The 23,348-nt window shown below is 35.4% G+C and carries 20 protein-coding genes; 7 read left to right on the forward strand and 13 right to left on the reverse strand.

The annotated features are described in order from the left end of the window. The first annotated feature begins 39 nt into the window (after positions 1-39). From AC07N0_RS04425 to AC07N0_RS04445, 5 genes are all read left to right on the forward strand, one after another. Positions 40-711 (forward strand): hypothetical protein, encoded by a 672-nt coding sequence (locus AC07N0_RS04425; RefSeq protein WP_494588260.1) that lies wholly within the window; start codon positions 40-42, stop codon positions 709-711. A 16-nt stretch (positions 712-727) separates the two neighbouring features. Beyond that, positions 728-1,948 (forward strand): DUF4374 domain-containing protein, encoded by a 1,221-nt coding sequence (locus AC07N0_RS04430; RefSeq protein ID WP_494588261.1) that lies wholly within the window; start codon positions 728-730, stop codon positions 1,946-1,948. 169 nt (positions 1,949-2,117) lie between these two features. Then, positions 2,118-4,490, forward strand: coding sequence for a carboxypeptidase-like regulatory domain-containing protein (locus tag AC07N0_RS04435; protein ID WP_494588262.1), 2,373 nt, complete (start codon positions 2,118-2,120; stop codon positions 4,488-4,490). Between the two features lie 61 nt (positions 4,491-4,551). Then, positions 4,552-5,751 carry a DUF4374 domain-containing protein gene (locus AC07N0_RS04440; RefSeq protein ID WP_494588263.1) on the forward strand — a complete coding sequence of 400 codons (1,200 nt, stop codon included), beginning with the start codon at positions 4,552-4,554 and terminating at the stop codon, positions 5,749-5,751. 86 nt (positions 5,752-5,837) lie between these two features. Beyond that, a complete protein-coding gene (locus tag AC07N0_RS04445; protein ID WP_494588264.1) occupies positions 5,838-7,016 on the forward strand; it encodes a PepSY-associated TM helix domain-containing protein in 1,179 nt (392 codons plus the stop codon). 107 nt (positions 7,017-7,123) lie between these two features. Here AC07N0_RS04445 and AC07N0_RS04450 read toward each other — a convergent pair whose 3' ends face one another. After that, entirely contained in the window at positions 7,124-8,545 is a 1,422-nt protein-coding gene (locus AC07N0_RS04450; protein WP_494588265.1) for a glycoside hydrolase family 125 protein, read from the reverse strand. Between the two features lie 237 nt (positions 8,546-8,782). Further along, complete coding sequence (gene hemE / locus AC07N0_RS04455) at positions 8,783-9,814, reverse strand: uroporphyrinogen decarboxylase (protein WP_494588266.1); 1,032 nt, start codon at positions 9,812-9,814, stop codon at positions 8,783-8,785. A gap of 275 nt (positions 9,815-10,089) precedes the next feature. Here hemE and yihA point away from each other — a divergent pair, with 275 nt between their 5' ends. Then, complete coding sequence (gene yihA, locus AC07N0_RS04460; RefSeq protein WP_494588267.1) at positions 10,090-10,692, forward strand: ribosome biogenesis GTP-binding protein YihA/YsxC; 603 nt, start codon at positions 10,090-10,092, stop codon at positions 10,690-10,692. Positions 10,693-10,784: 92 nt separating this feature from the next. Then, positions 10,785-11,246: a DUF5606 family protein gene (locus AC07N0_RS04465; RefSeq protein WP_492801018.1), complete on the forward strand. Its 462-nt coding sequence runs from the start codon at positions 10,785-10,787 to the stop codon at positions 11,244-11,246. A 79-nt stretch (positions 11,247-11,325) separates the two neighbouring features. On the opposite strand, the gene AC07N0_RS04470 is transcribed toward AC07N0_RS04465, so the two are convergent. The 11 genes from AC07N0_RS04470 to AC07N0_RS04520 all read right to left on the reverse strand — a co-directional run bounded on the left by AC07N0_RS04470 (position 11,326) and on the right by AC07N0_RS04520 (position 23,240). Next, positions 11,326-11,616, reverse strand: a complete 291-nt coding sequence (locus tag AC07N0_RS04470; protein ID WP_323252866.1) for a hypothetical protein — start codon at positions 11,614-11,616, stop codon at positions 11,326-11,328. A gap of 111 nt (positions 11,617-11,727) precedes the next feature. Further along, entirely contained in the window at positions 11,728-12,069 is a 342-nt protein-coding gene (locus tag AC07N0_RS04475) for a c-type cytochrome (protein ID WP_492801019.1), read from the reverse strand. A 148-nt stretch (positions 12,070-12,217) separates the two neighbouring features. After that, positions 12,218-13,048: an N-acetylmuramic acid 6-phosphate etherase gene (murQ, locus tag AC07N0_RS04480; RefSeq protein WP_492801020.1), complete on the reverse strand. Its 831-nt coding sequence runs from the start codon at positions 13,046-13,048 to the stop codon at positions 12,218-12,220. A gap of 205 nt (positions 13,049-13,253) precedes the next feature. Next, positions 13,254-14,609: a dipeptidase gene (locus AC07N0_RS04485; protein WP_494588268.1), complete on the reverse strand. Its 1,356-nt coding sequence runs from the start codon at positions 14,607-14,609 to the stop codon at positions 13,254-13,256. A gap of 122 nt (positions 14,610-14,731) precedes the next feature. Further along, positions 14,732-15,382, reverse strand: a complete 651-nt coding sequence (gene plsY, locus AC07N0_RS04490; RefSeq protein WP_309921845.1) for a glycerol-3-phosphate 1-O-acyltransferase PlsY — start codon at positions 15,380-15,382, stop codon at positions 14,732-14,734. Between the two features lie 257 nt (positions 15,383-15,639). Further along, complete coding sequence (locus AC07N0_RS04495) at positions 15,640-16,434, reverse strand: LytR/AlgR family response regulator transcription factor (RefSeq protein ID WP_492801022.1); 795 nt, start codon at positions 16,432-16,434, stop codon at positions 15,640-15,642. Further along, on the reverse strand, positions 16,431-17,540 hold the full coding sequence (locus AC07N0_RS04500; RefSeq protein ID WP_494588269.1) for a sensor histidine kinase: 1,110 nt from the start codon (positions 17,538-17,540) through the stop codon (positions 16,431-16,433). The genes AC07N0_RS04495 and AC07N0_RS04500 overlap by 4 nt, the downstream gene beginning before the upstream one ends. 485 nt (positions 17,541-18,025) lie before the next feature. Further along, on the reverse strand, positions 18,026-20,578 hold the full coding sequence (locus tag AC07N0_RS04505; protein ID WP_494588270.1) for a DUF5686 and carboxypeptidase-like regulatory domain-containing protein: 2,553 nt from the start codon (positions 20,576-20,578) through the stop codon (positions 18,026-18,028). A 252-nt stretch (positions 20,579-20,830) separates the two neighbouring features. Beyond that, positions 20,831-21,403, reverse strand: a complete 573-nt coding sequence (locus AC07N0_RS04510; RefSeq protein ID WP_494588271.1) for a non-canonical purine NTP diphosphatase — start codon at positions 21,401-21,403, stop codon at positions 20,831-20,833. Positions 21,404-21,464: 61 nt separating this feature from the next. Further along, positions 21,465-22,343, reverse strand: coding sequence for an FKBP-type peptidyl-prolyl cis-trans isomerase (locus AC07N0_RS04515; protein WP_492801026.1), 879 nt, complete (start codon positions 22,341-22,343; stop codon positions 21,465-21,467). Positions 22,344-22,355: 12 nt separating this feature from the next. Beyond that, positions 22,356-23,240: an FKBP-type peptidyl-prolyl cis-trans isomerase gene (locus tag AC07N0_RS04520; protein WP_492801027.1), complete on the reverse strand. Its 885-nt coding sequence runs from the start codon at positions 23,238-23,240 to the stop codon at positions 22,356-22,358. Between the last annotated feature and the right edge of the window lie 108 nt (positions 23,241-23,348).

Here is a 23,348-nt window from a genome sequence, read left to right on the forward strand (position 1 = left end):
TTACAAAAAAGAGTCTTTTTGTTCTAAAAAACATGTTTAATGAAGGTTAGTAAAGAGCTTATTGAAAAATACCATTGCGGACAATGTACACCAACAGAAATAATGTTGGTTGAAAATTGGTTGCTCGATGAAAACGAAGACGATTTTTTAGTCTTTCCTGAAAACATAGATAAAGAAAAAACAGCTACAGAAATGTGGCAGGATATTGCTGATATTCTCCCTTCAAATTCCAAAAAATCAAGAAATAATCCGTTTTTTATTTTTCAGAATACCAAATATCTTTCCATAGCAGCCGCTTTAGCATTTGCCATTCTTGCGTCTTCTCTGTATATTTTTTATCAAAAAGCAGACGAGGCATTGATTACTGCCGTGAATGCTACGGGTACTACCAATAAAGAAATTTTTGCCAAAGATTATACTATCTCGCTTGGACCAGAGAGCAACGCCAACATTGATGTAAACAATGATTCGATTCATTTTTGCGGAAGCATGCTGATTAGTCCCAACAAAGATATCTCTATTACCGTAAAAGGACTTTGTACTAAAAGTGCAAACCAAAGCAATAAGGTAAATTTCAAGAAGGGCGAAAGTTATATCGTTCTTGATGACCCTAATACCCAAAACAGTCAAGTGATTATTATGGACGAAAAACTGTTAATGGGCTTACCTCCTGTAATGAAAAGACAATTGATGGATCAATTTAATATTTGAAACTCTTGATTATACTATGTGCTTTAAAAAAAGCCCGATTACTTTTATCATAGCCTTTATCGTAGGATTAACTTCTTTGTTGAGTTGTTCAGAATCAAAAGATGCCAATGCTAAACATAAAAAATATAGCATTTATGTCATGGCAAAGGACTATAAAGAGTACATTATTCATACTGACGATATTTCTACGGGCAAGATTAATCCGATAGAAGAAGGTACCCGAGTTTTTCCCAAACAAATCTGGTATGATTTAATTGTTAAGGATGGTTTCTATTATCGGTTAGGGCGAAAAAGTCAGTATTTAATAAAATCGGTTATTACCAATAACAGTCTTCAACCTATCGACTCTGTTTTGCTTAATGGCTTTGTGTATTTGGATAATTATAGTTGGGTTCATCCAGATTCACTTTTTTTAATTTCTCATAATAAGAAACTCAATAAACTTCAATATGCCAAAGTGAATGTCAATGACATGAAGGCTCAGATAGGTATCTTCCCTCTTCCTAAGCCCACTGGCATTTACAATTCCATTTCTGTAGGGTTTTCTAACTTCTTGACCAACAAAGTTTTTGTAGGCTATACTTATCATGCTATCTCGACACCACAAAATTACCAAACTAGCGATACAGCCTTTGTAAGTATCTTGACATACCCAGCACTCAAATTAATAAAGACTCAAAAGGATACTCGCTCTACTTATCCTGGGGGCATCAATACCGCTCAGCCTAATACCTTTACTGCTCAAAACGGCGATTTTTATTTTCTCGCCTGTCCAGGTATCGCACTAGGCAATAATCCTAATAAGCCTACGGCGATGTACAGGATTCGTAAAGGACAAGAATCTTTAGACAGTTCATTTTTCTTCAATATTTCGGCTTCTATTAAAAATCATGCTTATGGTATGTGGGACATTGGCGACGGCAAAGCTATTCTCAGAAGTGAGCGAAAAGATTTATTCACAGGCTTTGAAGACCATTATAAAGTGCCTCACGTAGAGTTTTATGTAGCAGACCTTGTAAAACAAACCCTAAAAAAGTTGGATTTATCTTTGGATAAAGGGACTTCTAGGCGTTGTGTTCTGGTAGAGCATGGTTTAGTCTATATTTCTCTTAATTCTGATACGGGTGGAAACAATATTTGGATTTATAATCCCAAAGATGGTAGCTTGAAAAAAGGATTACAGCTTGAAGGCCCTATAGATTACATCCTCCGCATTGAAAGGTTATATGAAGATTAAAATAAAGAATTATACATAACCAATTTTCAACAATAATTATCAGCATTTCCTTAAAATTTCTTTCTCCTGACCTTCGGGGGTAGCAGAGTTGTGCTACTTAGGTATTTGAAAAGGCAAGTTTAGTAATTGCCTATTCATGTATCTAAACAGTATTCCTCAGCTAAAACCAATGTGCTCAACTAAGTTTTTATTTACTACAATTTTATTTTTCTTATTACAAATCAATAGTCTTGTCTTTGCACAAACTGGAAATAGTGTTTCTGGAACGATAGAGGGCGAAGATGGCAATAAATTAGCAGGCGTAAATGTCGTATTGAAAGGTACGACTATTGGTACTGTTACCAAAGACGATGGATACTTCAAACTTTCTATCGCGAGGGCTGGTTCTTATACTTTAGTAGTTTCTTCTGTAGGTTATTTATCACAATCAAGAGTTATATCACTCAAAAATGGTCAGGAAGTTAAGGCCAATTTTACCCTAAAGTTTGATTCTAAAAACATGGACGAAGTGGTTGTTCATGGCAAAACAAAAACGCAGGAAGTAAAAGAACAGGCTTTTGCCGTTAATGCGATTGAAACTAAGCAATTCGCTAATACTACCGCAGACCTCAACCAAGTATTAAACAGAACCGCAGGAATAAAAGTACGTGAAGAAGGCGGGATGGGTTCTGATTTCAACTTTTCAATCAATGGATTATCGGGCAAAGCTGTAAAATTCTTTTTGGATGGTGTTCCGATGGAATTAATGGGCAGTACGATGTCGCTGAATAATATTCCTGTCAATCTTGCTGAGCGCATGGAGGTTTACAAAGGTGTTGTGCCTGTAAGCTTAGGGTCTGATGCCTTGGGTGGAGCTGTTAATATCATTACTAATCAAAACATCAGTAATTATTTAGATGTCAGCTATAGTATCGGTTCTTTTGATTCTCACAGACTAGCCCTAACGGGTCAATATCGCTTTGGAAACGGAATTATCCTTAAAGCCAGTGCCTTTGCTAACTATTCTAAAAACAACTATATCATGCGTGATATGGAGATTTGGGATGAAGCACAATACAAATACGTTAATAAAGATTTTAAACGATTCCACGACAAGTATCAATCAGCGATGGGACAGCTTGAAGTAGGTGTAGCTAATAAAAAATGGGCTGATATTTTCTTTGTAGGGCTTTCTTATTCGGGTACTGACCAAGATATACAAACGGGAACGCGACAAGATGTGGTTTATGGGGCTGTCACTAAAAATGGTTATGCCTATAATGGGTCGCTTCGTTATCGTAAAGACAACCTATTTACGAAAGGCTTAAACGCTAATATTTTTGCTTCACGTTCGGTTGATAATTATGTAGTTACTGATACTTCGAGCTATAAATATTATTGGGATGGCTCGCGTGTAAAAACTAGTTTAGCCGAAATCGGTTCGATAAAAACGGTTAACAACATTAATCGTCCAAGAACTTTTGTGCGTACCAATTTTGGCTATGAATTATCTTCTGTACACTCGCTCAACCTGAACTATACTTATGACCACCTCAGAAACGAAACCTATGATGAGTTAATTACCGACCATGCAGATATTCCAGGGATATTAAGCAAACAAATTTTGGGCGTAGCTTATCAGCAAAATCTACTCAATGAACGCCTTACGAATACCTTATTTGGTAAAGTATATGGGTTAAGTGTTCAGCAATCTAAATACATTTCTGTTTCGGGTCAGTATGGACAAGTAAACGATTCTCAGACCTACCAAGGTTACGGATTAGCCAGTCGCTATAAAATAACAGGAGATATGGGTGTGAAGGCATCCTTCGAAAAAGCATATCGTTTGCAAGAAGTAGGCGAAATGTTCGGGAATGGTTATACTGTTGTGGCAAACCTAGACCTAAAACCAGAGTCGAGCAATAACTTAAACATCGGAGCTTACTACGGTTTCCGTTATAATAAGCATAAGTTATTTGTCGAAGCATCATGGTTCTATCGTAATGCCAACGACTTTATCTATGCCGTAGTTTATAAATCAAATTCTAGTGTAAGCCGTTACGAAAATACTTCAAATGTAAAAGTGAATGGTTTGGAAGGAGACATCAAATATAATTATGGTGATTTATTATACTTCAACGCTAACATCAGTTACCAAAATGCTATCAATAATACTAAGTATTCGCCTGGTTCAGCGGGTACTACTGTTGAGGCTACCTATTTAAACAAAATCCCTAACCAACCTTGGCTTTTTGGGAATGTAGACTTGGGCATTGGTAAAAACAATGTAATCGGTAAGGCATCTCGTATGCAATTCAATTTAAGTACGCAATATGTCCATTGGTTTTATTTGACTTGGGAAGCTTACGGAAACAAAGCAGGAAAAAGTACTATTCCTGAACAGTACATCCACAATGCGTCTATCTCAAACTCATGGAAAAATGGCCGATATAATCTCTCTTTAGAATGCCGCAATTTCACTAATAATCTGGCATTTGACAACTTCCGTTTGCAAAAGCCGGGACGTGCATTTTCGGTAAAACTCAGGTATTTTCTACAATAATTTCAATCATCATTTATCAAATAAATCGTAATTATTTAATCCATTATATTATTTAAGCATCATGTTTAAAACATTCAAATTCTATTCATTTTTGATGGCAATTGCCCTAATTTCATTACTAAACGCTTGTAGTAGTGATGATAACACACCAACTCCTGTAGATGAAACACAGGAAAAATATACAGTTTGGTTACAAATTGGTAGCTGGCCAAATACTACGCAGTATATTCTGGGAACAAACTCATTGACAGAAGGTTCTATCAACTTGACTGGTCACGGAGCGGAAGTTACAGGCAAATCTGCCTATGGAATTATTACAAAGGGAGGATATTATTACTACTATAATACTACTTCTGGTCGTTTTTCTAAATTCAAATATGAAAAAGAACTATACAATACTATCTTGGAAGTGCCTTATACTCACATGAGCGATGTTGGTGGCTTTACTTGGATTAACGATAAAACACTTTTCTTAATCGGAACCGATGGCGAAGGCAAAAAACTTCATTATTCAGTAGTAGACACAGAAACGCTTAAAATGACAAATGGTGTGTTTGAAACACCCGCCATCCCTACAGGATACAAAAGCTTAAACTTAGGAAACGTTGAATATACTAACGGTAAAGTTTTTGTTCAATTTGGATACACTGCCGACAGGCCAGCACCTTGGCAAGAAAAAACATATTTCGGTGTAATTGATTATACTACCTTAAAATATGAAAAAACATTAGAAAGCACTCAATCTGCTGGCCCAGGAACTAATAAATTATGGTTGTCATCATCTTTTGTGGCTGAAAACGGAGATACTTATTTCCAAACTAACGTAGAGTGGAGTAGTATCGCGACTAAGAAAACGGCTATTTTCCGTATCAAAAAAGGTGCTACAGTATTAGACGATACGTATACAGCTAACAACGCTACAATAGGTTATCACGGGGTAGGTTTATGGTATATCGGTGGTACAAAGGCTATCATTAAATATATTGACAACGCTATTACTAATTCAGCACACATTTATGCTTTTGGTGTATTTGACCTTGAAACTGGAAAAATCACTAAAAAACTGACTGAAATACCAAACGATAATGATGCATATATGCAGAATATCATTGTAGAAGATGGCAAGGTTTATATGATTACAAATGCTGAAACGGGCAAAGATTATATCTATATCTATGATATTGCTGGTCAGACTGTAAAAACTGGTATGGAAATGATTGGTGGATATGACTATATCCTTCGTCTTGACAAAATGCGTTAATATTCACTTCTCACTAACAAATTAAAATATATACCTACCTGAAACAATACTTCTATTTCAGGTAGGTTAACTAATTTCTGTTCTGAATGACCACATTAAGTAAAATAAATGCATGGTTGCATCTTTGGCTTGGGCTTGTATCTGGTATTATCGTATTTATCGTAGCCTTGACGGGTTGTATTTTAGTCTTTGAACAAGAGTTTGAGTCCCTTACTCAACCTTGGCTTCATGTTGAAAGACCTGAAAATGCGCCCTATCTTACTCCTTCTGCTATTGAAAGTAAGGTTGCACCTTTATTTCCAGACAAAAAAATCACTGGGATTTGGTACTACGGGTATGAAAGGTCTGCTCAAATAAGTATGAACTCAGACTCCTTAGTATATGTAAACCCATACACAGCGGCAGTAGTAGGGATTGTAGACCATGATAATTTCTTTCACTTTGTTTTAGAAGGTCATACTGAATTGTGGATTGAGGCAAAAATTGGTGATGTAGCCATTGGTCCAACCATTGTGGGGTATGCTACGCTTATATTTTTTGTTTTGCTAGTTAGCGGTCTGATTCTATGGTGGCCCAAAAAGTGGAATAAAAGCAATCGTGATAAAAGTTTTAAAATAAAATGGAATGCCAAGTTTAAACGTGTTAACTATGACCTCCACAATGTATTAGGCTTTTACGCACTAATCGTTGCATTATTGATTACCATTACTGGTTTAAGCATGAGCTTCTCATGGGTCTCTAAAAGTGTTTATTGGTTAAGTTCAGGCGGAGGTGCTCCTGCACCATTTACCCGTTCATTTTCAGATACCACCAAGATTGTTCCAAACGTTGCGATGCGAAATGTGGATATTGCCTTTCAAAAAGGAATTGAAAGTGTAGGTGTTTATAATAAAGATGCCATTATTGTTTCTTTTCCTCAAAAACCTGCTGATGCTATTGCGTTATGCGTGGATATGTACAATGGTTCTTGGCGATATGTCAACTTGGACCAATATACCCTTAAAGAGCTTCCATCTACACAAGTACAAATAGATGACTTGAATGTTGCCGACTGGATTAGACGCACCAATTATGCCATCCACGTAGGAGCTATTGGTAACATTCCTACCAAAATATTATACTTCCTCGCAAGTTTGATTTGTGCGACTTTACCAATAACTGGGTTTTATGTGTGGTGGGGACGTAGTAGATTTAGTAAATCAAAAACGAAAAAAAGTAAGAAGACGTCTTCTACATCATTAGAAAATGAGACTGAGAACGTATAGTCATTATATTACACAAATAAATATTTTCCCAATTCTATCTTACATTCTTTTTAAATTTAGTCGCTCTTTATAAAAGTCATAAAGAGCGACTAATATTTTATCAAGTATTACAGCTTTACTGTTAGTAAATGCGGTCTTTCTCTTTCTATCTTCAACATTAATTCACCGAACAAAGTATTTGCCCAAGCAAACCATTTACGCGTAAATTTAGTAGCATCATCTTTATCAAAAGATTCATGCATAAATCCTGTATTAGCATGAGTCTTTTTCAAGAAACGCAATTGTGCTAATATCTCTTGGTCATTTGTGGAGGTCATGGCACGCATAATGATACTCATTGGCCATATTTGATCTACTAAAGTATGCGGACTACCAATACCCTCAGCATCTTTTCCTTTAAAGAAGTAAGGGTTATTATCACTAAAGATAAATTTACGGGCATTCTGATAAATAGGGTCTGATAGTTTCAAGGCTCCTAAATAAGGCAATGCCAATAAGTTCGGTACGTTAGCATCATCTTGTAACAAACGATTTCCATAACCATCTACTTCTAAAGCATACATTTGTCCATAAACTGGATGCGTAATAATTGCGTGTTTCTTTACTGCTGTTTCCACTTCATTGGCAAAGGTTGAACATTCTTTGGCAAATGAAGCATCTTTATAAACCTTCTCAGCAATTTCTGCTATCTGACGGAAAGAAACTACGGCGAATAAATTGGAAGGAATTAAGTAAGGGAAAACAGTAGCGTCGTCTGAAGGACGGAAAATACTATTGATTAAGCCATTTGGTTTTGTCGGATTACCATATCCATTCCCCGGTACCGTATCGGTAGACCATGAGGTAGTTCTTCCAAAATGATATGGTCCTTTTCCATGAAAACGTTGCTGTTCTCTGCAAGTAGCAATAATAAGCTTGGCAGCTTTCAGCCATTTTTCATCAAAAATACTCGTATCATTAGCTGTTTTCCAATAATGATAAGCCAAGCGGACTGTATAACACAATGAATCTAATTCCCATTTTCTTTCATGTAATTCAGGCTTCATATCCGTATGGTCTGTAAGCCATTCAGATTTCCCTGGGCCATCATTAAAGGCATTAGCATAAGGGTCAATCAAAATACATTCTGTTTGGCGGTTTACTACGCCAGCAATCAGCTCTCTTAGTTTGTCATCTTGTTTAATTAAAGGTAAGTATGGCCAAACCTGAGCAGTACTATCACGCAACCACATCGCATGGATATCGCCCGTAATCACAAAAGTATCTGGTCGCTTATTCCTGATTTGGAAATTAACCGTAGTATCTAACGTATTAGGAAAACAGTTTTCAAACATCCAAGCTACCTCCGCATCTTTGATGCTGGTTTTCATACGCTTGATGGTTGACTCAATCAGGGGACTATTAAATTTTCTTTGCCCTACGCCTACTCGTACAGTAGGAAATTCATTGGCAAAAACAGGCGAGTTTACCATTAAGCCTGTACTTGCAATAGACGAAGCCTTAATAAATGTTCTGCGGTTGATGTTCATTAATTTGTTGTTTTATAATTGTATTTAATTGGATAAGGCTTAAATATCCATATTTTTTGAAGGCTATCTACCCTTTTTTGTAAAGATATATTGGTGGAATACTACTCAGTTGATAAGTATTAAAGCCTTTTTATCAAACGGTAATTTTGTAATGTCATGTATAAAAGCTGTACCTTAAAAACACCTAAGGCACGGACTCTTTGCCGTGCCTTAGGGAGATATTGTATATTTGTATTACTACAAACTATATTCTTTTACCGTATCAATAAAACATTTTACTTTTTCAGGGTCAGTGTCTGGATATACGCCATGCCCTAAATTGGCAATGTATTTTTGTCCGCCAAACTGCTGAATCATCGAGCGAGTATGTGCCTTTATTTCAGCGAATGAACCATATAATACACATGGGTCAAGGTTTCCTTGTAAGGTTTTGCTATCACCTATTAGTTTTCTAGATTCGGCAATGTCCATGTTCCAATCCAACCCTATTGTTTCGCAATTCAGTTTACCCATTTCTTCACGTGCGAAAAATGCACCTTTAGCAAATACCGTTACAGGTACTTCATTGATTGCATCACAAATCTGAGCGATATAGGGTAATGAATAAATACGATATTGTTCTGGCGAAAGAATACCAGCCCAAGAGTCAAAAATCTGAACAAGGTTTGCTCCAGCGGCTATTTGTGCTTTTAGATAAGCAATTGTGCTATCGGTGATTTTCTGTAGAAGAGCGTGCGAAAGTTCAGGTTCTGAATATAAGTATTTCTTAGCCTTCGAGAACGTCTTTGAACCTCTTCCTTCTATCATGTAGCAAAGCAATGTAAAAGGAGCGCCAGCAAAACCAATTAAAGGCACACGACCATTCAATTCTTTCTTTACAATTCTGATAGCATCTAATACATATTTCAATTCTACCTCTGGGTTAGCCACACGAAGCTTATCTACATCTGCCATCGTTTTAATGACTTCTGGAAAGATTGGTCCTACTTTTTCTTCCATCATATATGGCAAGCCCATTGCTTCGGGAATGACCAAAATATCTGAGAAAATAATGGCTGCATCTACGCCTAAAATATCAACAGGTTGGATGGTTACTTCAGCAGCTAATTCAGGTGTTGTAGCCAATTGGATAAAACTTCCTGCTTTCTCACGAACGGCACGATATTCAGCTAAAATTCTTCCTGCCTGACGCATCATCCAAACGGGTACACGTTCTACTTGCTCGCCACGGGCGGCTCTTAACAATAAATCATTTTGTAAAATTTCCATATAAACTACACGATTGCATGAATCGTTTGTGGTATTGATAAAAGCGAATCGTCTAATCGCTGTAATTTGCACAAAGATACGATTGTTTCATTAGACTGGATTTTGATACTGAAATAAATCGTTGAGCTTTTCCTTAGATTATGATTAGTTTGTGAGATAATTGTCGTTAAAAAGCTTAGAAGCAAGAGAAGTGCTAAATCTTCCGTAAATTTGTGAAAGTTTAAAAAAGAAGTATCTCCTTCAATAAGTAGGTGTACTATTTTAACATTAGTTTTATGAAAATCACAGAAGCAATATTTTTACAGAGTAATACAGAATACGAAAAGTGCCCAAAACCTGATAAACCAGAATATGCGTTTATTGGTCGTTCAAATGTGGGTAAATCATCGTTAATCAATACGATTGTTCAAAAAAAAGGCTTGGCTAAAACATCACAAACGCCAGGGAAAACTCAATTGATAAACCATTTTTTGATTGACCAAAAATGGTATTTAGTAGATTTACCGGGGTATGGTTATGCCAAAATCAGTAAAACAGAGCGTGAAAAGTTTGAATCGATGATTCATGATTATCTTTCAAACCGTGAAAATTTATTGTATACTTTTGTATTAGTAGACATTCGTCATGAACCACAGAAAATTGATATGGAATTTATCAATCGTTTGGGGGAAGAAGGTATTCCTTTCTGTTTGGTTTTTACAAAGGCTGATAAATTATCAAAAACGGCAGCTGACAGAAATGTTGCCTTGTATCAAGAAAAGCTATTGGAAACATGGGAAGAAATGCCACAATTTTTTGTAAGCTCTTCCGTTAATGGCTCTGGTAGAGAAGAAATCCTTTATACAATTAGTGACCTAAACCAAGAGTTTAAAGCTTGAAAAATAGCTACCTAGGTAGGTTTTCAGCCTTAGTACTATTTTGCTAAGAACTAATTGAGTAATTTTGCAAAAACAAATCATTAAAATAAAACATGGAATTATTAAAAGAAATAGCCAATATTTCTGGCCAAAGTGGGTTATACAGAATTTTAAAACCAACACGTACAGGAGTTATTGTTGAGAGTTTGGATGGCAAAAAAGCTCGTTCAGTTGTGGGAGCAAATGCACGCGTATCAGTGTTAAAAGATATTTCAGTATATATTGAAGATCACCAAGATGCAGCAATGCCTCTAGCAAATATTTTCTTGAAAATCAGAGAAACGCATGGTGAAAAAATTGAATTGAATACAAAAAATGCTACTGAGGCTGATCTTTTTGATTTCTTAGGTACGGTAGTTCCTAATTTCGACCGTGAACGTGTTCATGGCTCGGATGTGAAAAAAATGATTAATTGGTATAATATCATTTCACAGAATTTACCAGAAGCATTTGAAGTAGAAGAAACTACTGAAGAAGCTGTTGAAACAGAAGAAACAAAAGCAGAAGAAGCTTAACAATATGATAGAATAACTAAAAAAGGCTTGGATGTTATTAAATATCCAAGCCTTTTTTAGTTATTTGTATATTCCGTTCTTAGTTCATAACCATTTTGGGGAAACGATATGATTGTGAATCATACACCATCAATTGGTCTATCTCTAATTCAAAATAGCTATATAGTGGCGAACGTTCTAGGTATTTATGAACACTTTCCTTGCTTTTAGCATTGACGATAATCCATCCTCTGCCAGCTTCTGCTGAAATAGCATAAGAATCTATTACTCCTTTCAGAATTAAGTCATTTATCACACTACGGTGTTCAGGAACCAAGCTCATGAATTCTTGGTCAACACTAAAATAGACGGTTACTTGGTATTTGTTCATATTAATAAAAATTGCGACTCGAATTAAAAATACTAATATTGTGCCAACAAAAAAAATACCTTGACAGTTCGTTAACGCCGTCAAGGTATTTTTTTTTAATGTTCAATAGTATTAGCCTTTTTTGCTTTTTCCTTTAGACTTCGCAGCTAGTGAATTAATCCAACCTGCTATTTTCAAAGCATCTTCTTTAGGTACTTTCAAAGCAGCCATTGGTGGATAACCTGGCCAGTTTGATGGCTTAGGAGCACCGATTAATTCTACGATTTTTTCATTCGTATATTTCTTTTTTGCAACATCTGTATATGCAGGGCCAACCAATCTAGCGTCTACTTTATGGCATGCTGTACAAGCATACTTTGTTACAAGTGGCTTAATATCTTCAGGAAAATCCTGTGCTTTTGCATTAATTGCTAGGGCTGAAAGCAACATCGCACTTAATATCGTTTTTTTCATAATAAAGAAAAGAAAGGGTTACTGATGTATTGATTAAATCTTATTGTTGGATAAAATAATTAGACATAAGACTAGTTCGCCTTTTAAGTAATTTAACTTATAACGACAAACATAGTTGCTTGTTTTTGTACTTGGTGTTAATGATATGTTAATGATTGGCTCTGTAGGCATCTACCGAGGCTCTCACACTTCCATGTTGCTGTAATAAGCCTTCGGCTTCTTCACGGCTAATGCCTAGCTCTTCCATCACCATATTTTCAGCCCTAACTACCAATTTATTATTGCTTAATTGCATATCAACCATTCTGTTTCCTCTTACTCTTCCCAATTGAATCATCACAGAGGTAGAAATCATATTTAAAATAAGCTTTTGAGCCGTTCCAGATTTCATACGTGTACTTCCCGTTACGAATTCTGGGCCTGGAATTGCTTCAATCTTAAATTCAGCTGCTTTTGATATTTCACTGTCTTCATTACATGAAATAGCGCCCGTCAATAAGCCGTTTTCACGTGCTTTGTTCAAACCGCCAATTACATAAGGCGTTCTTCCAGATGCCGCAATACCAATTACGGTATCTAACTCATGAATATCATAAGCTTCTAAATCCTTCCAAGCTTGTTCTATATCATCTTCGGCATTTTCTACTGCCTTACGGATGGCACCATCGCCCCCAGCAATCAAACCAATGACTAAATCAAAAGGTACGCCAAAAGTAGGCGGACATTCAGAGGCATCTACAATTCCTAAACGGCCACTTGTGCCTGCTCCGATATAGAAAAGTCTTCCTCCCTTTTTCATTCTAGGAACAATTGCCGACACAAGTTTTTCTATTTGCGGGATTGCCTTCTCTACAGCATAAGGCACTGTTTTATCTTCATTATTGATGCCTTCTAAAATCTCACGCACAGACATCTCATCAAGGTTTTCATACCGTGAGGTTTCTTCTGTGGTAAGGGCTTCTAAATTAATTTCGGTCATGATGATTATAATTCTTTCAGAAAAGGTAAAATCAACACTAATACCTCTCTTTAATCTATGTTCTTAAGATATTTCTTTGCTTTTGCTCACTTCTATCTTTTTGCAAATATAACAATTTAGCACTTTAATTAAACACTGTATTGTATTGACTATTTTGTGATTAATCCAAAAAACAGAAGAATATCGCAACATTTTATACTATTACTTATGATTCTGTATAGTATTTAAAGAATAAAGGTATCGTTTCTATGCCTTTATAATAGTTAAATAAGCCATAATGTTCGTTAGGAGAGTGAATCGCATCTGAATCTAACCCAAAGCCCATCAATACAGTTTTTAAGCCTAATTCTTTCTCAAATAAAGCCACAATTGGAATACTTCCACCACCACGAGTAGGTACTGGTTTCTTCCCAAAGCTTTCTTCCATGGCTTTTTCAGCCGCTTTATATTCCTTAGAATCTGTCGGTGTAACATAAGGTTCACCACCATGATGTGGGCGAACGCTTACCTTAACTCCTGCTGGAGCGATAGACTCAAAATGTTTGGTAAATAGCTCGGTAATTTTATCTGATTGCTGATTAGGCACTAATCTCATCGAAATCTTTGCTGAAGCTTTTGAAGGTAATACAGTCTTGGCACCTTCTCCAATATAACCTCCCCAAATACCATTCACATCTAATGTTGGACGGATGGATGCTCTTTCTAAAGTAGAATAGCCTGCTTCTCCTCTTACATCATCAATGTCCAAATCTTTCTTATATTCGGCTAAATTGAATGGCGTTTGTGCCATAGCTTCACGTTCAGTAGGTGTTAATTCAACTACATCGTCATAAAAAGCAGGAATAGTGATATGGTTATTTTCATCATGCAATGAAGCTATCATTTTGCTCAACACGTTGATTGGATTAGCCACTGCTCCTCCATAAACGCCTGAGTGTAAATCTCTATTTGAACCCGTTACTTCAACTTCTAGATAACTCAACCCTCTCAATCCTACATCAATGGAAGGAATATCATTGGCAATAATAGCCGTATCAGAAATCAAGATAACGTCTGCTTTTAGTCTTTCTTTATTGGCTTTTACAAAAGTTCCGAGGTTGTCTGAGCCTACTTCTTCTTCACCCTCAATCATAAACTTTACGTTGCAAGGCAAAGCGTCTGTAGCAACCATTGTTTCGAAAGCCTTGATGTGCATATATACTTGCCCTTTGTCATCACAAGCGCCACGAGCATAGATTTTTTCATCTTTTACTACTGGCTCGAATGGTGGAGAATCCCACAGATTTAAAGGATCAGCTGGTTGCACATCATAATGTCCATATACCAAAATAGTAGGCAGTGATTCATCTATTATTTTTTGTCCAAATACAATCGGATGTCCTGCTGTTTCACTTATTTCTGCAAAATCAGCCCCAGCGGTTTTAATTTTATCAGCAATAAATTCAGCGGCTTTTCTAACATCATCTTTGTATTTGCTATCAGCACTGATTGATGGAATTCTTAGTAAGTCGAGTAATTCAGATAAGAAACGCTCTTTATTAGCTTCAATATAGTTTTTCATGTTGTTGTGATTGTGTAATGGATGAGCCATTATTTATGTTTTCAATGCTGAAACAATGAGTCAAAAAAATACCTTCTGCCAAAAAAATGACAGAAGGTACAAATATAATATGTTCTACCGATTTAAACGGATTCTTTCTTTCGACGAAGGTAAATTCTGCTTTCTTGTCCTTTGAATAACCTCACTACATTTTTACGGTGAGTAATCAGGATAAGTAGGAATAAAATGAAGCCAAAAATAATCACTAGGTCGTTTTCTTTGCCAAAAGTCTTTAACAAAAGTAATATTGGGAAAGACAAAGACGCAATAATAGCCCCTAATGATACATAGTGAAATGATATAAAAACCAAAAAGAAAATCACCATACAAACCAAAGCTGCTTCTGGATGTACCGACATCACCATCCCTAGCAAAGTAGCCACTCCTTTTCCTCCTTTGAAATTAGAAAATACAGGGAAGATATGACCCAAAACCGCCGCAAAACCAAAAAGCAATTTCAGATTTTGACATTCACTCCATTCGATAAGGTGACCATAGTACATCATTAATGCTAGCGAAGTAGCTATCCAGCCCTTGATAGCATCAATTAATAATACAATCGTTCCTGCTCTTTTACCTAAAACCCTAAATGTATTGGTAGCACCTGCATTACCACTTCCATGTTTACGAATATCAAACCCGAAATAAGCTTCGCCATACCAAATAGCAGTTGGAATAGACCCCAGTAAATATGCTGCGATTGTGCAAGAAATTATAAGTACTAAAATTGACATTGATTGATAGTAATTAATATACGTTGACTGTGCTATTATTTTCCTTAAAACAAATATAAATTAAAAATTATTAAAACAAGAAACCCTCTAAAAGTTCTTAAAATTGTACAAATTGGCTCTTTTAAATGTTTTATTTTTAATCAGATGTTAAGTTTTCATTTCGTAAAGAATGAACGTTGGTAGAAATATTCTCTAAAAAAAAGCCTTGATACTTCGTTAGTATCAAGGCTTTTGGGCATTAATTTAATGCATGAATTTTAGCTTTTGTCTCCCCCTATTTTTCTATATACTAGGGTGGCACTGTCTTTCTCTTTATAGTAAATACTTCCTTCAATGGCTTTAGTAAATTCTTCTGCATAAGTATCTCCCACAGGAATTCTCACTACTTTATCCAAGATTACTTCATCCCCTTCTATCCCTGTTATTTTCTCAGTAGAGATAATATATGAACGGTGAATCCTCATGAAGCGGTCTTGCGGTAAGCGTTTTTCTAAATCCGAAAGCGTAAGGTTAGTTGTTATGCGTTCTTCTTTGGTATAGATTGACGCATAGCTTTTCTGGGCTTCCATATACACCACATCTTTATAAAGAACTTTATGAAATTTACCTTTTACATCTACCTTCACAAAAATAAATTCCTCTCTTTTGGTAGGTGGTTCTGGCGCTGATTCAATTGTTTTAGTCGGGTCTTCAACAAGGGTCATATTGAAAGGCATTTTATTCACTGCCTTCAAAAAACGTTGATATGAAAAAGGTTTTACTAAGTAATCTAACACACCATATTCAAAACTTTTCAAGGCATATTCCTGATACCCCGTTGTCATCACAAATTTCACTTTGTTTTCAAATAAGCTCACCAAATTTAGTCCATTCATCCTTGGCATCTGAATATCTGCAAACACTAAATCCACCTCTCTAGACTGCAAAATTCCTACTGCTTCCATGGGGTTGGTTGTAGCAGCCACTAAATTAAGGAAGGGTGTATCATTAATATAATCCACCAAAAGATCTAATGCAGATTGTTCATCATCTACTACAATACAATTAATCATTTCTTCAGAAGGTTAAAATTTACTGTAAATATAACCGTATAGTCTTCTTCGCCATCTATTATTTCTAAACTATGGGCTTCAGCTGGATACGTCGTTAAAAGTCGTTTTTTAATGTTTTTAATCCCTATACCTGTTTGTCCAGCATCAGCAATGGCATTTGGATAGGGGTTTTTCTTGTTAGAGGCTATAAATACAAACTCTTCATCAATCAAGGTTGCTCTGATTGTGAAAGCTATTTCGGGGTCATCAAACACCCCATGTTTAATGCCATTCTCAACAATGGTAATTAGCACCATCGGAACGATCCTATGATAGGAGAAATCGCCGTCTTCTTCAAAATCTATGTATACCTTATAATGGAATCGCTGAAGGTGTAATTCAATGTATTGTTTGACAAAATCTAGTTCTCCTCTTAAACTCACCTCGTCTTCTTGTGACTTCGTACTGGTGGCATATCTTAACATTTCAGCAAAAGCTAATACTATATCCCCTGCTTCACGAGATGCTTTTCTTACCCTTTCAAAAATCATATTAAGGGTATTGTACATAAAGTGCGGATTTATTTGTGCTCTTAAAAATGCCATTTCCGCTAAGGCTTTTTCTTTCGCTAAGATAGCTATTTCCAATTCTTGTTTTGCAATTTTCGCTTCCTTTTCTGCAATCGCAATTTTTTGTTCAGCTATTTCTTTATCTCTAACAGCAATTTCCATCTGTTGATTAATTGATTTTTCTGCAAAGTAATAGCCTAAAGCATAAAAAGTATAAATCTGAGAATTCCAAAAATTATGAGTTAATCGCGATTGATTGATTTCAGCCCCTGGATAATTAGGAAAAATCAACTCAATCAAGTATACATTTATAATAGAAAATACAGAAACAGCTATAAAACTTAGAATGATGACTGTGGTATATTTTTTTGATGTTAAAAATCTTGGATAGATAAATAATGTAGAACAATAAAATATCATTGCCCAACAAGCACAATTTATCAAGATTATCAAGCTTGTAGCTAAATCAAACTTAAGTAATACAATTATATAGCTTATTTGATAATAAATCACATATAAAATCCAAAGGATAATATGTGCCTTCTTTTTTTTATTCATTTTTAAAATACTTTAAATATTTCTAATCTCAACTATATTATTGAATAATAGATGAATGAAGTATCTATCTATTCAAATCTATAATAACGCTTTTGGGACTGACAATAAGTTGATTAAGACAAAGTGTCATTCTGACGCCTATTTTCTTTGCAATTTTGAATCAACAAATTCAGGAATACAAAAAAAAGAAACTCAAATAATAAAATTATAATTCTAATAAAATGAAAACTAGCAAATTAAATATTTCAAAAAAAACTGTTTCTAATTTCTCTAATTCTAATTCTTCTAGTAACAAGTTTTTTGCTACAACATCAACGATTCATAGTGGAACAACAAGTTCTTCTGGTATTTTTGATATATAAATAGCAAAGTACCTGTTCCACAAAAAACTGTTTGATTTTATTAAGTATCCAAAAAAAATCCCACCTCACAGATTTTTTATAAGCTGTAAAGTAGGACTTTTATGTAAAGCTAATAAGTTTGCCTTAAAAAGAGAAATGTACTGACCCTTTTAGTGCAAAAGGAGAAGGGATTCTTCCAGAAGGAGAAACATGGTCAAGATATGATAGGCGGTGAAATGCCTGTAATCTAAATATCTTAAAAATGTTATCAATACCATATCCTACTTCAATGTACGGCTTGTCAGATTCTAATCCTGAAAAACTGTATCTTGGCTGAAGTTCACCTTTTATGTGACGTGGATTAATCACGGGTATTGCTTCTTGCATCAACTCTGTATTTTCTGCTCTTTGGCTACCAAATAGTACATTGGCAGAGGCAATCAAACGCCATTTTAGTTGACGAATGGCAGGAATACGATTGAATAGTAATCCATCAAAATTGTGATTATAATTCAAAGACACGTATTTATCACTTACGAATTCAAAATAGTGCATCGTATTAAATGCTGCACGATTATAAAAAAAAGTCTCGTTTCCTAAATGTGGAAACAATAGCGGTGCAGGCAATACTGTTGGTATATAGCCTGCTTGCAAGGTATAGTCTGAACGTCCCAATGTTCCTACTCTGAACGATTGAAAGATTTTTGCCATGAATTTATCATAGCTAAAATCACCATTCAAGGTCTTCATACCATGCTGATATGTTAATGTAACAGTTGGAATACGTTTACTGCCAAGCGTTATGCGTTCGTTACCATCCATCAAGAAGGTTTCGTTCTTTGCAAAACGTGCTTCAATAGTAAAAAACGTATCGTCGTAATTATCTACTGTTGGTGATTTTGGACCTTCTTCGGGTCTGGTTCTGTATTGAAATTGGAATAAAGGATCAAAACCTCTGGTTGTTAATGACCCAGTGAAAGTAAACCCTTTGGTCGGTTCTGTTTTTATGAAGATTTCGCTTTCTCTTCTATAGAAAGCTCCAGAAAACATACCCCATCGCGAGAAGGCGTAAAATATTTTGTTGTCCCCAATTAGTTCTGGTGTCAATCCAATACGCTCTAGGTCATAGCTATGTTTAACTCCTGCAACAGTCCAATGTCTGCGAGAAAGGATATAGTCTACCTCACCACCGTATTTCAACACCAAATCTTTGGTTCCAAACCCAGCCCAACCTTTTACAATCCATTCTTTACTAAATTGAGAATTGGTTTTAAATCCTAATCTCATTCTAAAGCCCTCTACTTTATTGACAGAGAATAAATTGATGTATGGGCCTATTCCAAACTTATTAAATCTCTTATAACCACTTGCTATAATCTCGGCTACTTCTACATAGGTCTTAACAATAGGAACATTCCTAACAGTATCTATCAGTCTGGATGCAAGAATATCTTGGGCAGAAAGCGATTCATGCCTAGCACCAAGCCAATAATTTGGGTCAGGTTCTTTAGAGTCTTCTGCTATTTCTATCGGCAAATCATAAAAGCTTAATTCTTTTGGCTTATTGATGACAAAATCTTTGTTAGAGATATACATCTTCAACAACATACCCGCTGAATTTTTCGATAGCTCGGCGATATCAACTAAAAATCTGGTTTTGGCTGGTAGCCAAGCACCTTCTGCAGTTTGTTCTAGCTCTTGAGAGATTTTTATTTTATCAATAAAGTTGATATTGGCTTCTTTCCCAATGGTTGCATCTATCTGTACCAAAGCGTATGACGTAGTATCAACATAAGCTTTCCCTACAAACACTAAGTCTTTATCATTTTTAGGGTCAAATTCTAATCCATAACAAACATGTCCATCTACATCGGTTGTATCTGATAAAAACCATTTATAGGTTCCTTTCCAGTTTTCACCAAATGGCGATATAATATCTTTCCCTAGAAAAGGAACAAAATTGTCATAGAAATTATAATTGGCAAATAGGTTTCCTCCTACCAATTGTGATACAAATCCTCCTTCTTTTACTCCTACTCCTTTGATATTATTTTTCAAGATAATCTCTTTCTTTCTTGCCGGACTTTCACGGAAATAATATTTTGAAATGGTTTCTGAAATAAAGGTAGGAATTACAGCTTTTCCATCTTCGCCAGCCAATTTTTCAAATTTGGCTATCGCTCCTTGGATTTGCTTCATCACTTTTCTTTCCTTAAATTTTTCAGAGATGTTGTCTACGTCCAATTCCATTTTTGAATATGAATCATACTCAAAAGCTGATAGGCGTTTTCTATCATTCTTTTCTCTGTTTTCATTAAGTTTCCGAAGAATTTTGAAGGCAGGATTTTCGCCAGAATACACAACGACTTCATCCAAGGACTTTGTTTCTCCTTGTAATTGAAAATCAATTTTCTGACTCAAGGCTTTTTTGTCAATCGCTTTGGTGCGTTTTTTATAATTGACAGTACTCACATAAATTGAATCTGTAAGTACTTTGCTTTTAATTACATATACTCCCTCAAAATTTGTTTGAGCTCCAACGTTCACACCTTTTAAACCGACTGTTGCAAAAGGCAAAGGGTCGCCATTTTTTGCATCAGTCACCACTCCAGTTATTACATATTGGGCATTCGTATTTTGATAAATTAATATAAAGATTAAAGCAATTAGCAGTTTTTGGATTTTTTTATAAGCCATTCTAAGTAGGAATGTTTAAAGAAATAAAATAATTTTTATCGAATTTACATTATTTAGATACAATATCAAATTTGCTCTCATAATACAGACATTTCATCTATGCAAAACCCCTATTGGACTGTAAAATTCTTATTAAAAGGCAATTACACGTTTACTTGTTCTATCATAAGGCCTTATGTATCATCCAAAAAAAGTCACTACCTTAAATAAAATTGTATTTAAAGTAGTGACTTACTATTGATGAATATTTCTTTATTTTAAAAAAGTAATTAATTTTTCAACAGCCCTCGCTCGGTGTGAAATCTTTCCTTTTTCGTCAATACTCATTTCAGCAAAGGTCAAGTCAAAACCTTCTGGGACAAAAATTGGATCATATCCAAACCCTTCAGTACCTTTTAACTCCTCAATAATCGTGCCCTTAATAATGCCTTCAAATTGATTTACTTGCCCATCTATCATTAATGTAATTACCGTTCTGAATTGTGCAGAACGATCTTCCTTACCAACAAGATTTTTTAATAGCAAGCTGATATTATCGGCATGACTTCTTTGTTCACCTGCATAGCGGGCTGAAAAAACACCGGGTTCGCCCCCTAGTGCAGTTACTTCTAACCCCGAATCATCAGCAAAACAATCAACTTTATAATGTTCATACAAATATTGTGCCTTTTGTAACGAATTGGCTTCCAAAGTATTACCTGTTTCTGGCAATTCTTCATTACATCCTATCTGGTTGAGAGTCACTAGCTCAAAATTGTTACCTAATATCGCCTGAACTTCTTCAACTTTATGGGCATTGTTCGTAGCAAAGCAGAGTTTTTTCATAATAAAATAAATAAAAAGCCTCCTCAATGAAAATGAGGAGGCTTCAAATGAAGTAATATATTTATTTAACCGCAGTAACTTCTATTTCAAAATTTAAGGGCGAATATGGAGGAATAGTATAAGTACCCGTAGTATTATCAATTCTTCCACCCGTTCCATAACCTAATGACGAAGGGAAAACAAAACTACCTTTGTCTCCTAGTTTCAGTTTAGAAACAGCTTCTTCAAAACCTGCAACTGTTGAACCTTGTCCTAACACAAAGCTAAAACTTCCTGTATCAAACTGTTCATTGTAAATATAAAAGCCATTACTATCTCTTTTCTTAGTAGGATATAGTAAATTTCCTGTGTAGCTCACAGTAATCGTTTGTCCAGTCTTCACCAAGTCTCCTGTAGATGTTACTTTAGTAAGTACATATTGTAAGCCACTACTGGTTGAGTTAACGTTTAAACCTGCATATTTACTCTGTACAAATTCACCTACTTGCTCTACTTCTGTTCGAGTAGAAATTAACTGTATCGTTAAAATTGTTGGTTCTGTATATTGGCTTGTTTCAGGAAAAATAAATACTCCTTTTTCGCCTTCTTTCAACAAACTAACAGGGACATTTAAAAGGCTACTGTAGGTTAGATATGGGTAACTGACAGGTACTGATGTGGTACTATCAAGCAAGGTTCCATCTAACTTTCTGTAGGTATAATAAACTTTTACTAATTCTGTTGCCTTTGGGCTTCTTCCTGAGCTATTTAAAGTTGTTAGGGTATAATAAGCTCCAGAGCTAGCGTCTTTAGTAAGCGTAAGGCTTTTATCTTTACCATACTGAATTACTTTGTTTTCATTATCAAGATACCTCTGTGTTGTATCTTCTCCTGTGCTCATACAGCTACTTAGTAATCCTACTACGCCAACCAACATTATCCAAAATGTACTTCTATTCATAATTTGTGTTTTTTATTGATCTTTTAATGCTACTATTTCGACTTCAAAAATAAGGGGAGTGTACGGCGGTATCGTTGTACTACCAGTAGAACTATATCCCAAGGCTGATCTGAAAATCAACGTTGCTTTTTCACCTAGCTTCATTTTATTAACACCAACTACGAAGCCAGTGACAAATGAAGTGGATGATGAACCAACCGTTAAACTCAAAGAATCTGTTTTACCAACGTTGGTATCAAAGATTTCTCCGCTCAGGAACTTACCTGTGTATTTTATCTTAGCTACTTTTCCCGAAATTAAATCTGCCGAGCCATCTTTTGTTTTGATGTATCTAACACCTTCGGTTGTTTTTTCAGTAACTGTAATCTTATTTTTAGCAATATAGTGGTCAATATCGGCTTCTTCACCGAAAGTGTAGAAATAAGAAATATCACAACGCACTGGTTGATTAGCCGCTAGATTAGGAAATGCTACGCCACCACCGACTAATTTTGAAGGTAAAATAAACGTACCCGTTTCGCCTTCGTGCATCAAATAAAGAAATTTCAAAAAGATATTAGTATTTACTCCGTTATGATAAAACGTAAAAGGCTTGTTCGTTAGTACTGACGAGCTATCAATTTTAACACCATCTAGTCTTGTAATTACATAATGTACTCTGATAGTATCTCCCAATATTATTTGGCGACCACTAGCATTTGCCTTACCGATAGCATAATAAACCCCATTTGAAGCTTTTTGCATCGTTAGGCTTTTACTACTGATATACTGCTGAATTTGTGTTTCGTTTTGTTGGTCGATTACATTCTCTTCCAATACAACTGTTGAAAGACATGAACTGAGCATACACACTAGCGCCCCAAACACTAAAAGGTTTAATAATTTGAACTTCATCATTACTGACTGTTATTTGATTATCAGTTATTCGTTAAATCATAACGAAACTAAACTCCTAAATGAAACGCAAAATAACGAAATCCATTGCTGTTAATTCGTTAAAAACTG

Source organism: Arcicella sp. GW821-FHT09D11 (assembly GCF_059416265.1).